The 15,232-nt window shown below is 44.4% G+C and carries 5 protein-coding genes; 1 reads left to right on the plus strand and 4 read right to left on the minus strand.

Translation table 11 applies throughout. The features are described 5' to 3' along the window. Positions 1 to 23: 23 nt before the first annotated feature. The 3 genes from K429_RS0107110 to K429_RS0107120 are packed head-to-tail and all read right to left on the minus strand — an operon-like array spanning position 24 to position 7,922. On the minus strand, positions 24 to 2,849 hold the full coding sequence (locus tag K429_RS0107110; protein WP_025726478.1) for a SusC/RagA family TonB-linked outer membrane protein: 2,826 nt from the start codon (positions 2,847 to 2,849) through the stop codon (positions 24 to 26). Between the two features lie 32 nt (positions 2,850 to 2,881). Beyond that, on the minus strand, positions 2,882 to 4,759 hold the full coding sequence (locus K429_RS0107115) for a RagB/SusD family nutrient uptake outer membrane protein (protein ID WP_025726479.1): 1,878 nt from the start codon (positions 4,757 to 4,759) through the stop codon (positions 2,882 to 2,884). 16 nt (positions 4,760 to 4,775) lie between these two features. Then, entirely contained in the window at positions 4,776 to 7,922 is a 3,147-nt protein-coding gene (locus K429_RS0107120) for a TonB-dependent receptor (protein ID WP_025726480.1), read from the minus strand. 362 nt (positions 7,923 to 8,284) lie between these two features. On the opposite strand from K429_RS0107120, the gene K429_RS0107125 reads away from it, so the two are divergent. Next, positions 8,285 to 10,864 (plus strand): glycosyl hydrolase 115 family protein, encoded by a 2,580-nt coding sequence (locus K429_RS0107125; protein ID WP_081750851.1) that lies wholly within the window; start codon positions 8,285 to 8,287, stop codon positions 10,862 to 10,864. A gap of 26 nt (positions 10,865 to 10,890) precedes the next feature. Here the strand turns inward: K429_RS0107125 and K429_RS0107130 are convergent, their stop codons facing one another. Beyond that, positions 10,891 to 15,018: a two-component regulator propeller domain-containing protein gene (locus tag K429_RS0107130; protein WP_025726482.1), complete on the minus strand. Its 4,128-nt coding sequence runs from the start codon at positions 15,016 to 15,018 to the stop codon at positions 10,891 to 10,893. Positions 15,019 to 15,232 lie beyond the last annotated feature (214 nt).

Consider the following 15,232-nt stretch of genomic DNA (forward strand, 5'->3'; position numbering starts at 1 on the left):
TTCTTCTTTATTAATCAATAAAATCAGAATGCAGCCTTGAAACCTGCATAGAAGTTACGGCATTGAGGGGAACCGGTACTCAGCTCCATATGCTTCCGCTCTTTAGAGATGGTAAGCAGATTGCTACCTCCGCAATAAACACTTAAACCACGAACAAACGTTCCTTTGAAAGTATTTTCAGGGAAGTCATACGTCAACTGCACTTGGTTCAGGCGGAAATAGTTACGCTTATACATCCAGAAAGTGGAATTGCGGTAGTTATTGTCACCATTGGTGGTGGTCAGACGTGGGTAGGTGGCCACATCCTTTGTATCTTCGGTCCAACGTCCCCATACCACTTCTGAGAATTTGCTCGTACCGCGGTTCCAGTAGTAGGAACTGCTTTTAAAGTCTACAGAACCGGTCTGACCTGATCCCATGGCAAATAGCGAGAAATTTTTCCACTTCACAGTTAAGTTCAATCCGAAGGAGAAAGGAGGAGCTGACCAACCGTTCTTTCCTAATTCAATTTGGTCCTTGCTGTCGATTACACCATCCTCGTTAATGTCTTTGTACTTCAGGTCACCGGGCTTTACAGTACCAAATGTTTGACGGGCATGATTGTCTATGTCAGTCTGATCCTGGAAGAAACCTTCGCATACATAACCGTAGGAAGCATCGAGTGCACGACCTTTGCGATACTGGTAATCTTCGTCGTAAAGTTCGTCACGTTTCAGAGCTTCAGAGGAGTATACCATACCATTGAAACCGAGTGTTACGTCAAAGTCGCCGAATTTCTTGTTGGCACTCAGCGCGAAGTCAAAACCACTGCGTCTGTCCTCGTTATAATTGATCCAGGGCATGAAAGTGGAATTGCTGCTTAAAGCAAAATAGGAAGGATAGATAGAAGATGAACCTTGGGTGAGCAAGCCTTTCGTATCTTGTCTGAAGTAATTCGCATTTATTTTCAGCAGACGGTTGAACAGTGTGGCATCAATGCCGGCACGGAACTCTTCACGTGTGATGAAACCCAGATTGGGGTTATCACCACGTTTGGAAGCCGGAGTCCATCCGCCGGCTGTTCCATCATGCCATTGTACATAGAAGCCCTCGTTTGTTCTTTTGGAGAAAGTGCCTTTATACAGATAATAGTCGGTGATATCGAGATCCTGATGCAGGTTGGCATAAGAAGCTGTGATTTTCAGATCGTCTATAAACTTTACATTCTCCATAAACTTCTCTTTGCTGATCCTCCAGCCCAAAGTGACTGACGGAGAGAAAGCGTTACGCTTGCCTTCGGGTAATTTGGCCGAATGGATCACGGCACCACTGAAATCGGCATAATACTTATGATTGTAATTGTAGGATGCCCGTAAGCCTAAGTTCACATTACTGGTACGGTGATAATCACTGCTTTCATGATTTTCGTCAGCAGAATTCTGCGTTTGATAACCCCAACCTATGAATGTGGCTGCTACGTTGTGGTATTTTGCGAAAGTGCGGGCATAGTCAAACTGTGCACTGAACGTCATGGTCTGATCGTAAGTGGACTTGCCGACATATTCATTGCGATCTTTTTTGTCTTCATTGTGCTTCTTCAAGGCAATAATCATATCCTTGCCGTTCACCTGAGACCATGTAGGTTCATAAACGGCGTAGGTCTCGCTGAAAGCTTCCGAATAGTAAGAAGTATAGTCTACACTATAAGAAGTCTTAAACGTCAGACCTTTCAAGAATGAACCCAGATCAGCGGCAAGGCTGACATCGAACATAAACATACGTGCCTTTTCCTTAACATATCCGGCAGCCAGAAGATCAGCAAAAGGATTGGTCATGTCGGAAGAAGTTCCTCCAAGCAGATATTTGCCGTCAATCAGGTGATTACTGTTGGTAATATATTCCTGTATTTGAGCGACGCTGGTATCCATCATGTCGATGGGTAATAACGGGGCAAACCAGTTGGGACGCAAGGTGGATGCGGTTCCCCAAAAGTTTCCGCGACCTGCATACTGATTGGTAAAGACAACTGCCGCATTGGTAGTAGCCTTTAGCCATGAGGCAAGTGTCATGTCTACGTTACCGCGTACATTGAAACGCATATTGTAGGCATTCTTTGATTCACCATATTTCAGCAGGTCGTTACTATAATCCATACCGAAATTCAGGTAATAATGTGTGCGATCATTACCTCCATATACTTCACCTGTCACATCTGCATTATAATATGCCTTTTTCAGATAGTCCGAACTATAGAAATCAATATTCGGATAACGATAAGGATTGGTTCCCATGGCAGTGTTGTAGATATCTGATGCGCTGTATTTGGGGGATAACCCGTCATTACGGCAAGCTTCATTGTAAAGGGTCATGTAGCAGTCTGAATCCAAATATTTTGGATAAGATTTGGGAACATTTATGCCTGCATTGCCTCGTACGTCGATGCGCATCGGTTCATTTTTACCGCGTTTGGTAGTGATCAGGATAACACCCTTTGCCGCACGGCTACCATAAAGTACCACGGCAGCAGCATCTTTCATTACCGAAACACTTTCTATTTCCGAAGCGCGTACATTACTTGCACTGCGGGGTACTCCATCCACCAGGACAAGTGCTTCTTGCCCCCATACGTTGCCGGTGTATCCACCTATCAGACTTTCCAGTCCAACTAAGCTACTGGAACTATTTACTTTTTTGGTCAGTTCGGACGTGTTGACCGTAGAAATGGCATGCGTCAAGTCTTCCTGGGCAACCGTACCGAAAGCCACATTCACCAGGCTATCTTTGTTTTCTTCTTGCGCCTGGATACCTCCTGCATGAAACAGAGACATGGCGAAAACAGTACAGCCAATATATATAAACTTTCTATTCATTTTTTGCGTCATTATTAGTTAATACGTCAAGATTACCATCCGGGATTCTGGTAGAACCCTTCATACATGCTAACATCCTTTTTAGGGAGCGGATACCAATAGTGTCTGTCGGTATATTTACGCTCAAGCAATACTACTTCACGCAAGTTCTTGATAGCATTTTCTTCCGGTTCGTCATAATTATAGTCATTAGGATCGGCACGGTCGAACTCAATCTTGGTCTTCAGTGTGTAAGGATATTGGGTGAGAAGCATCCAGCGGCGAAGATCGATAAAACGGAAACCTTCGAAAGACAGTTCTACGGCGCGTTCACGGCGTAATTCGCTCAGGAAGTCAGCAGTACTACCCAGGAACTTGTCGAGTACGGGAGCTACCCCGGCACGTTCGCGGATCTTGTTCAATGCCTCTTCGGCTGTGAGTGAGTAGGTCGCAGCTTTACCCTTCGGACCATTGTAGCCTACAGCCGTAGCTTCAGCATACATCAGATATACATCTGCCAAGCGCATAAGGCTGAGGATCATGATATTATTTTCTTTATAACCGTCAACCGTATTCATCAATTGCGGACAGAGTTTGCTGTTCATATAGGCTGTGAAGCAGCCTTTCTTTTCATTTGCTTCTTCACTCTCTCTACCTCCGGTGAAAAGTTCTGCCGTTCCACCTGCACCACCGGTACTTTTCCACTTCACACCGTCGAACATGATGGTTTTATAGAAGCGTGGGTCGCGGTTTTTCCAGGGATGTGTGGGATCATAGCCTGATTCGGCATCTGCCTTTGTCATGTCATTAATAGGGTAACCGTTCTGCATGCCATAGTAGTTTACGTAGTTGGCGGTAGGATAGCATTTAATACCGGAAGACTCAATGGATTGAGGTCGGAAGTCGTTAACCATATTCCAGCGCCAGCGTCCACTATAATCCTTGATATTCTCCATAAAGATGGACTCTTTTACTCCGTTCAGCTTGCCGCTTGAGTTATGCAACAGGAAGATGTCGTTATATTCGGAGAAGTCAGCCAGTTCATAACGGTTGGTCGATTCGGTGAGGGCAAGGGCTTGTCCGAGAGCATCGGCACCTCGTTTGCACAACTCTGCATTGTATTCCTTTGCACCTCCGGAAGCCCAGTTCATCAACGGACTGCCTGCCCAAAGCAAGGTCTTGCCCTTATAAGCTAAAGCCATGATACGGTTGATACGCATATTGTTTTTGCCTAAGGTCACTTTACCGGCGGTGGTTGCATCCCAATCAACAGGAAGTAGACTGGCTGCATGTTCAAAGTCGGCTACGCATTTTTCCGCACATTCTTGCCATGTAAGACGGGCTAACGTGGGAGCTACATCCGAAGACAACACTGTATCAATATACGGCATGCCGCCCCACCATTCCATTAGCATAAAGTGGTACCATGCGCGGAAGAAGTAAAGTTGTCCTTCTATGAGATTGCGTTCTTCCTCGGTGGCACTTATCAGATTGCCGAGGTTGGCGATACCGATATTGGCTTTACGGATGGCATACCAGGAGTTGGCCCATAAGTGACCTTTATCAGTTCGGTTGTTTGAACCTGCCGAACCTTGATTGTTCGGGTAACCATAGTAAACAGTAGTCCAGGCCCAGAAGTCTCCGTTGTCCACACTACGGGCTTGCATACGCATTTCCTGTGGTTCCCAGTATTCATCTTCACCATAGTTGAAGCAAGTATGTCCGGCATCTTTATTGTTTGAAACTACCGGGATACAATTATAGAGTTCTTCAGTGAAACCCTGAAAGTTCATAAAATTCTTATAAGGGTCATTATCCTGGTAGTCACTTTCCGGAGCTTTATTCAGATAGTCTGTACATGAGGTCATCCCCATTATGCCAGCCATTGCAATAGCCGACATCATAAATAGTTTATTTATATATTTATTCATAATTATCTCTTCGTTATTATAAGGTTATGTCGATACCAAAATTGAAGCGGCGTACCGTAGGGTAGGCACCGTCCGAAGAGCCTGTACCGTAGTTGGCTTCACGGTCATCCGGCATGTCGGTCCACATGTAGAGATTATCGCCATTCAAGTAGAGACGGCAGGAATTGATGCCCATTTTCTTCAGCCAATTGTTCTTGAATGTATAGGATAATTCAACATTCTTCAGACGAAGGTAAGCACCATCATACCAGTAACGTGTTCCGGTAGCAGCTGCGTCTACAGTAGTTCCCCAGCGTGGAGTGGGTAGGGTGGCATTACCTCCCGGTGTCCAGTATGAACCTTCTGCATAAGCTACGTGGGCTGTAGAACGGAATGTCGGGAAATTGACTTCACGGGTTACATTGGTTACTCCATAGAATTGGGCAAAGCAACTGAAGCCTTTCCACTCAAAACCGAGAGAGGCATTATAGGTGTTCTGCGGTGTACTGGCATACTGATAAGGAGCACGGTCGTCGTTGTCAACTATACCGTCACCGTTGAAGTCTATAATATTGTAGTCGCCCGGTAACTTCATGTCATTTCCAGTTGTCCAATTACTACTACCTATCACATCGTCCCAGGTAGCCAGATTCCCATGGTCGATATATGAATATACTTGGTTAATTGTATGTCCGGCTCCCTTCTGATAAGCAGGTAGCAAAGGAGCGTCATCTCTGAACTTGATTTCATTGATGGCGTGAGTCATACTGGTGTTCAGCCAGGCGCGTAGACCATTGTTGAATACATGGTTCAAACGTAATTCCAGTTCATAACCGTGGCTGTTGACTTTACCTAAATTGGTTCGGGGAGCCGTTGTTCCAAAATAAGACGGAATGGCACGGCTGTCACCGCTAATTATAATGTCCGTACGGGTATCGTTGAATACATCTACTGAACCTGCTATCAGTCCATTAAAGAAAGCATAATCTAAACCAATGTTGCGCTTTTCTACAGTTTCCCAAGAGACATCCGGGTTACCCAGAGAAGAGATTTTCCAGTGGGTATAAGGAGAGTTGTCCGGATTGATGCTACCCATGACAGTGTTGCCACCATAACTCAACTGATCTTTGTATAAGAAACGACCTGCTGTAAATCTCTGCCACGGAGCGACCACGGCATCATCACCTACTCGTCCCCAGGAAGCGCGAAGCTTTAACATATCGACGAACTTCAGTTTTTTCATGAAATTCTCTTCACTGATCATCCAACCCAGTGAGAGGGAGGGGAAGAAGGCGAAGCGATAATCAGGACCGAATTTTTCGGAACCATTATAAGCACCATTCGCCTCGAAGAAATAGCGCATGGCGTAGTTATAGGTAAAACGGAATACCCAGTCTTCCCGATAAATGGGGAATACACTTCCCTGTGCCTCTTTTAGTCGGCTGAAAAGGCCAAGGCCGGTCACTTCATGTTTGCCGAAGGTACGGGCATAGTCGAACTGCATAGAGTAGTATAGTTTGCGATAAGTGGCTCCAATGTTTGCACTACCGGATTGTTGTAACCAATAGATAGGATTAGTGACTTTGTCGAGTCCGGTTCCTGTATCAGGGTCAAACTTATAAGAGATATTACCTGTATCCGGATCCACCCAGATGCGTTGTGCATCGTTGTACTGGTCACTGAGGCCACGCTTGTTCTCCGCAAAAGTATAGTCCATAGAGAAGTTCGCCTTGAATCTCAGTCCTTTGGTCAACATAGCCAAGTCCTGCTCCAAAATGAAGTCAGTAGTCATTTTGGTGGTGGTGCGTTTCTCTTTACCGCCTACAGCCAGGAAATAGGCTGAGTTGGGTACATCGGCATCACGCGGCGCATACCATCCCCACATACCATTGGAGTAGATGGGACGCATGGCGTCGGGAGCGGATTTATAAGCTGAGTTCCAGAAACCGGTGTCATTGTCGCTCATATCCCAAGGCAGCTGACGTTGTGCATTCGAACCAAACAGGTTGGTAGAGAATTTGGTCGTTTTTGTCAAATGGAAGTCCAGGTTACTGCGTACGTTGATGCGGTTATAGCCAAAGCCGGAGTTGTAACCACGTCCGTTTTCAAAGCTCTTGAACAAGTCACCTTCGTTTACGAAATCTACAGCTGCGAAGTAATTTACAACTTTAGTACCACCTGATACGTTGACGCTGGTATTATAGGACATAGCGACTTTCTTGAAAAGCTCATCCTCCCAATCCACATTAGGATAGCGGTCCCACTCTTCGGCATTGGCCGGATGACGATACTTATCGATGATGGCTGCCGGTGTGTAGTTTGCCCATCCGGCAGGATTGAGACAAGCTTCGCGCTCAATGGAGTTATTCATCAAGTAGAATGTGTCATAAGCATCATACTTTTCAGGGAGTTTTGATACTACTTTAGCGGTCATATTGGCCTTGATCTGTACGTTGGCTTTTCCTTCCTTACCGCGTTTGGTAGTAATAAGGATTACTCCGTTGGCACCTTTCACACCATATACAGCAGTAGCGGATGCATCTTTCAATACAGAAATGTTCTCTACTGAGGAAATGTCTACTGAACTCATTTCACGTTCGATGCCGTCTACCAGTACCAGAGGTTCGCTATTATTCCACGAGCTCTGTGTGCGGATAATAATCTTCGGGTCTTCGGCACCGGGCATACCGGTAGAACTGGAAGTAATGACTCCCGGAAGGTTACCCGTTAAGGCAGCTCCTAAATTGCTTACCCCAGACCGCTCTAGTGTTTTTCCGGAAGTCTGTGTAATGGCTCCTACCACCGACGCTTTCTTTTGCTGTCCGTAACCTACTACTACAACTTCGTCCAGTAGCTGTGTATCATCTTTCAGAACTACTTTGATTGTCCCTTTTGAAGAAGCCTTCACTTCCTGAGGCTCCATACCTACAAACGAAACGACAAGAACTGACTTTTCATTGGGCACGGTCAATACAAAATTACCGTCTATATCTGAGATCGTACCTATTGAATTATTTCCTTTTACAACTACCGAGGCTCCAATTATAGTCTCGCCATTGTCGTCCACGACTGTTCCTTTCACTGTTATTCCTTGTTGTGCCGAAGCTGTCAGGCAGCTAAAAAGCATCAAAAGAAACAAGTAAGGAATCCTTTGAATTTTCTTTTTTACATTTTTCATTACCATTAGTTTAAGATAGTTAATAACTATGTTTTCTCTGATGTCATAAAGCCAGGATTAACTGTTGTCATACATGCTTTCCATAATTCTTTTAGTTTTAAGATTAATAAATAATGATAAAGAACCTTTTTGTTCCCGAAGCAAAAGTAGGAAGTATAATAATAGTAATAAATATGTTGCTATTGCAGAAAGATTAACTGATGTTGCATTCTATATTAGGGGTGTATCATAGACTTTAATTGATGTAACACAGCCTTATTCTTTTAACTCGTAATATGCTCGAAAGTATCTGTAACAGTGATCTTTGGCAGGCTTCTGGAAGCCGTGTACCTTTGTTTCATAGTATTATTAATCTAATTTATTTCTACATGATGAGAATATCATTAAAAACACGGATTGTCTGCCTGCAACTTTGTCTCATTCTGGCTTCGACACTGCAAGCGGCGGATAAGTTTGTCTCTTTCATTCGGGAAGAAGGTACGTTGGAGCTTGTAACATCCCAACAAAGGAGTTTCAGTATTTTATGTGCTGATGAGGAACATAAAGGAGTATTAACGGCTGTACATAATTTACAGGAGGATTTTTATAAAGTGGCCGATATACGTCCTGCATTAGTGGCCGATGCAAAACAGAAGGGAAGTGCGGATGGGCAAAATGTACGTATTCTTATTGGTTCTTTTGATGAGTCTCCATTCATAAAGCAATTGGTGAAATCGAAGAAACTGGATGCCCGCGAGTTAAAAGGCAAGAATGAGAAGTTTATAATCACCACAGTAAAAGATCCGGTGGAAGGAATACCGGGTGAAGTGTTGTTAATTGCTGGTAGTGATAAGCGTGGAACTATCTATGGAGTTTATGAGTTATCCCGTCAGATAGGGGTATCTCCCTGGTATTGGTGGGCGGATGTTCCGGCGGAACGGCATGAGGAACTCTATATAAAAAAAGGTGTATATACCGACGGAGAACCGGCAGTGAAGTATCGCGGTATTTTTATTAATGATGAATGGCCTTGCATGGGAGGTTGGACCACGGAACGTTATGGTGGCTTCAATAGTAAAATGTACGTGCATGTGTATGAATTGTTGCTTCGCCTGAAAGCCAATTTCCTATGGCCTGCTATGTGGAGTGCGGCTTTCTATGCGGATGATCCCATGAACAGTCCATTGGCTGATGAGATGGGGATCATAATCGGTACTTCTCACCATGAGCCTATGGCGCGTAACCATCAGGAGTATGCTCGCAATCGTAAAGTGTATGGAGCCTGGAACTATCAGACAAACAAAGATGGTATCGACCGCTTTTTCCGTGAAGGTATAGAGCGCATGCGGGGTAAAGAAGAAGTGGTGACCATTGCGATGCGTGGTGACGGTGATGCGCCGATGGGACCTGATACGGATACAAAACTGTTGGAAAATATAGTGAAAGAACAGCGTCGTATCATAGCCGAGGTTACGGGAAAATCTGCTTCTAAGACTCCACAATTATGGGCGCTTTATAGTGAGGTACTGGAATATTACGATCAAGGTATGCAGATACCGGATGATGTAATGATTCTGTTATGTGATGACAATTGGGGAGATGTTCGCCGTCTGCCCGAACCGGGTGTTAAACGTCATCCCGGTGGTTATGGCATGTACTATCATGTGGATTTGCATGGTGCTCCGCGTGCTTATCAGTGGTTGAATATGACTCAAATCCAGCATATGTGGGAACAGCTTTATCTGACGTATGCTTATGGTGTGGATAAGATGTGGATATTGAATGTAGGTGATTTGAAACCGAATGAGTTTCCTACGGATTTCTTCTTGAAAATGGCATGGAATCCTGATGCTTTTAATGCGGGTAATCTGATGGATTATACAAGAGAATTTTGCCGCCAGCAATTTGGTAATGAATATGCTGACGAAGCTGCACGAATTTTAAATCTTTATTGTAAGTATTGCGCTCGTGTGACGGCAGAGATGTTAGATCACAAAACCTATAATTTGCAAAGTGGTGAATTTAAAGCTGTGGCCGATGAGTTTCTGGCATTGGAAGCACATGCTGTCCGTCAGTTTGCTTTGCTACCGGAGAATAGGCGCGATGCTTATAAGGAGCTGATATTATTCCCTGTGCAAGCTATGGCCAATCTTTATGAAATGTACTGTGCTACCGCCGTGAACCGGCAGTTGGCTGCTGAAAATGATGTACGTGCCAATGCCTGGGCGGATCGCGTAGAGTATTGCTTCCGGAGAGATGCGGAACTATGCGCCGATTATAATAATAATATTGCCGGTGGCAAATGGAAACACATGATGGATCAGACCCATATAGGCTATACTTCATGGGATGAACCGAAAGGAGGAAATATAATGCCGAAAGTAACCCGTGTGGATGCTTCCCGGAACGGAAATATGGTAATGGGTGGTTATGAATACGAAGAGAGCAGTGGGGTAGTGGTAATGGAAGCAGAACGTTTTGCTACATCCGTGCAGGAACCCGGTACACAATGGACTGTTATACCGGACTTGGGACGTACACTCTCCGGACTTTCTTTGATGCCATATACCAAGCCGGTATCCGGTGCTTCGTTGATCTATCAAATGCGATTAAAGTCTGACTTGTCCGGTGTGCGTGTACGCCTGATATTGGATAGTACTTTGCCTTTTATTAAAGGAGGGCATAGTTATGCCATTCGTTTAGATGACGGTGAGGAACAAATCGTGAATTACAATTCAGACCTGACTTGGGCCAACTGTTATTCAAAAATGTATCCTGCGGGGGCGGCACGGGTAATAGAGTCAAAAGTAACTTTTCCTGATGTCACTCTGGAGGCCGGGGTACATACTCTGACTATTCGCCCTCTCAGTCCGGCGATAGTATTGCATAAGATCATAGTAGATTGCGGAGGCGATATGCTTGGCAGGCTTAACCTAACGGAAAGCCCTCGGACAAGAACTTTAAAATAGCTATGTAAAAGATGGCATCTTTCACATCAAAAGATGCCATCTTTCGTTTTATCTTGCCCTATATGGCGTTCCATATACTCTGATGGTGATATGCCATACATTTCGCGGAATGCCGTGGCGAAGTAAGTGGGATGCGTAAAACCGGTTAATGTGGCTACTTCTGTTATGCTATGTCGCTTGTCGGCCAGCAGGGTGGCTGCCTGCTTCAGACGCAAGTTACGAATGAGTTGTTGTGTAGTCTGATTCGTGAGTTCTTTGAGCTTGCGATGCAGATGTACACGGCTGATACCTACTTCCGTACTGATCATTTCGACGGTTAATGCCGGATTGCCTAAATTCTCATTGATAACGCGCATGACACGTTCCATAAGCCGGTCATCGGGAGATTTTACTTCTGGGATTGAGATTTGTTCCTCCTGATTCTGACGGCCACTGAAAGCATTACGCAATTGTTCCCGGCGGCGGATGAGGTTTAAGACAGTTTTTCTCAGCAACTCAATGCTGAATGGTTTCATCAGATAAGCATCGGCACCGGTATCCAACCCTTCCAGATTGTCCTCCTCGCTGGTACGGGCGGTAAGCAGGATGATGGGTAGATAGTTGATGTTCACATTCTGTCGTATCTTGCGGCAGAGTGTCAAGCCATCCATTTCAGGCATCATCACATCGCTGATTATCAGATCGGGCGTATGGGATAATATCGATGCTAATGCTTCTTTTCCGTTACTGCATTCGGTCATGTAAAAGTCATTGCTCAGTTCGCGGCAAATGTAGTGGCGAATCTCTTCATCGTCTTCTACCACAAGCACATGGCGACGACTGCGGGCACGGACTTTACCGCTGGCTTCTTCATCGTCATCATAAGGCAGCGGGGGAGCTATGGTAGCCGGTTCTGCCGCCGGGATGTTTATTAGGGTGTCGGCGGTTGTTGCTTCTTCTATTTCTTCCTTTTTCAAATGCCCGTTTCCCAGCGGTAGCCGTATGATAAACCGGGAGCCCGGTCTGCCTTCGCCATTGTCCTCTACGTGAATATTTCCGTAATGCAGCTCCACTAAAGAGCGCGTGAGGTGAAGCCCGATACCTGTTCCTATATTTGAGTTGTTCTGACTGTTGCGTATCTGGTAGAATCGCTCGAATATATGTTCCCGTTCAGTGGAAGCAATGCCGATACCACTGTCCGCAACTGTAAGTTCAACATATCGGCGCAGGGGTGCATTTTGGGGAAGGTGGGTATCCTCACCTGTGCTGAGGCTGATTTCCACTTGTCCGTTTTCAGGTGTGAACTTACAAGCATTCGACAGTAGGTTCAGGATGATCTTGTCAAAGTTCTTAGGATCTATCCACATTTCTATTTCAGGAGCAGAGGTGTGGAATTTTAAGTCGAGTTTCTTTACCCTTGTCTGTTGTTCGAAGGTTTCTAACAGGTCACGGGTGAAACTAACTATTTCAGCCTTTTTAAACATGAGGGACATTTGTCCTTTGTCTATTTTTCGGATATCCATTAATTGGTTTACCAATTGCAGGATGCGCTCGGCATTCCGTTGTATAGTACTGTAGAGCTTTCTACATTCTGCATCCTTATCTTTTGCCATCAGTTGTTGCAAGGGACTGATGATAAGCGACATCGGAGTTCGTATTTCGTGAGAGATATTAATGAAGAACTGTAACTTTGCTTCGTTAATTTGCTCGGCATGGATGTGTTGCAACATCTTTTGATGCATACGGTAACGATGATGCACCTGCATCACAATGAATCCGATGATTGATAATATCAATAGGACGTATATTAATTTAGCCCAACCCGATGCCCACCATGCCGGATCTATCTGGATGATGATTTCTTTCTCTTCCGAGTAGGCTGTATAGTCTTTGGCTTTCATCCTGAAGTGATAAGTACCCGGTGCCAGATCACTGAAAGAAACTCTGTTGACGCCCGGAGCTAATGCCACCCAGGTTGCCCCATTCATGGAATAAAGATAGGTGATCCGTTCCGGATTATAGAATTCCATGGCTGAGAATTCGATGCTGAACGAGTTGTCTCTATGACATAAACGGAACCGGCTGGCTTCCTGTACTGCTGTTTCTATAACTTCGTGGTTACCGGAACGTGTACCTTTCTTTACAGCTTTATTATGGATGTAGAAGTCGGCAATTCTAACCTCGGGCTTTTTGACTTCTGTAGTGATTTCTGCTGGTCGGAAAAAGGTGATACCATTGATACCTCCAAAGATGAGATATCCATCTTTATCTGTACAGGCTGCATTTTTGCTGAATTCATTTCCTTGTAACCCATTGCCTGCATAGTAGTTGATAAAGGTACCTGTTTCCGGGTCCATGTTTGTGATACCGTAATTGGTACTTATCCATAATCCATGTTGTTTGTCGCCTTGAATGGCACAAATGGTATTATTGGGCAATCCATCGTGTGTAGTATAAGTTTTAGAGCTTCCATTTTTTCCGTCTATATGAATGAGTCCTTTGGTGGTACCTGCCCAGATGTCACCTTGTTCATCCTCGAAGAGGGTCAGTATGATACTGCCGCTGAATATCCTGTTTTTCCCATAGGTTGAGGCGAAGTTCATTGTGGGTATATCCAGACATCCTAAGCCATCGTAGGTGCCGATATATAATTTATTGTTGCTGGTGTACAGCAATGAGGCTACCCAACGGTTGTGGAGTACATTGTAATTCTCCTGATATTCTTTTCCGCTTTCAAAAGTATCGCATCTGTTGACTTTCCCGGTTTTTAGATCGATGTAAAACACGCCTCCGCCCATAACGGCTACCCATAATCGTTCACCGTTCTTGTCTGAAGTCAGATACGATATGTTTTTTACTTCATTCTGATAATGGTCCTGTAATTTATAGTATCGGCACAGGCCGGTCTTGGGGTTCATCTCTGCCAGCCCTTCCAAAGGTGAGGCCAGCCACAATCTGCCGTCTGCTGTCTGGTGGATATGGTTGATTGTGGACGGCACGGAATTAGATGTTTCTTTGTGCTCAAAGTGCAGGGAAGGCTTATTCTTTCCTTTTATACCATATATACCGTCATTGGCTGTTCCGAGCCATAAGGTTCCTTCATTGTCTTTACATACTGCTTTTATACTGTTAGAACCTATTTTATTGGTTGTTACAGACTTGTAACCCATGTACTTGAATTGGTTTGTTGTAGCCGGAAGAAGCATGACTCCTTTGCCGTTGATACCCAGCCATAAGTTGCCTGCCCGATCCTTTGTGATGGCATGTACATCGGCTTTGCTGAAATCGAAAGTACTGAAACTGAACTCGCTTTCCTTTATCTTCTGTGTATGTATGTCATATACTTTTATGCCGTACCCTATGGTTCCGATATAGATTTTTCCTTGTCCGGCAGCATATATTGTATTGATAGGCAGGCTAGGAAGTATCGGACAGGAGATAGGGATAAAAGTATCTTTCTGCTGGTCGTAGACAAATATTCCTTTGTTTATATTACTGGCATAGATATTCCCTTTTTCATCCAGGCAAATAGAAGTTACTATATTCCAGGCATTCTCTTTTCCGATGAAATAGTGATATATTTGACCTGACGTGTCAATGCGGTATAACCCCTTTCCTTCTGTAGAAACCCATAGATTTTCGTTTTGGTCTTCGAATAGATAGGTGATGAAAAAACTGGGAACCGGCAGTTGCGCCTCTTTGATAAGAGGTTCTGTTCCTCCTAATGTTAGTGAATAAACGGCATGCCCGGACGTTCCTATTAATAACTCTCCATTCTTACGCTCCAGGATCGTACTGATATGTGCGCTCATGTTTATTCCAGTTTCGTACAGGATGGGGATTTCTTTAAAGAGGTCTGTTGACGGGTCGTAAAGTTGTAGCCCGCGTTGAGTACCTATCAGGAAGTTCCCTTTGCTGTCTTCGAAGAGTATCCTTACATTGTTATCTACCAATGAACTGTCGTTTCCTTCTTTGTGTTTGTACACACTGAACTTGGCGCCGTCGTAACGATTAAGTCCGTCTTCGGTGGCTATCCAGATAACTCCGTCTTTGGCTTGATAGATCTGATTGATATTGCTGTTTGATAATTCACGGTCTACTGTAAATAGTTTCTCTGATTGACTGTATCCGTAGGTTGCAAAGAAAAGGAATAAGATGGATAATAGCGTTTTCATAATTACGTTGGGGTTAGCAATTGTGATACAAAAGTAATTGAAAACAGATATTCTCGCAAACATAATATGGAGGAAAACCCCTTTATAAAAGGGGAATGTAACGTATAGCAAATGATGTGTTACATTTCGTGGGATAACTTGAGAGGGGATGAATCGTATTATAGAAAAAGAGGTTACCGGAATGGTAACCTCTTTCCCTAAAAATACAATACTA

Origin of the sequence: Bacteroides sp. 14(A), assembly GCF_000526555.1 — a bacterium.
Classification (GTDB): Bacteria; Bacteroidota; Bacteroidia; order Bacteroidales; family Bacteroidaceae; genus Bacteroides; species Bacteroides cellulosilyticus.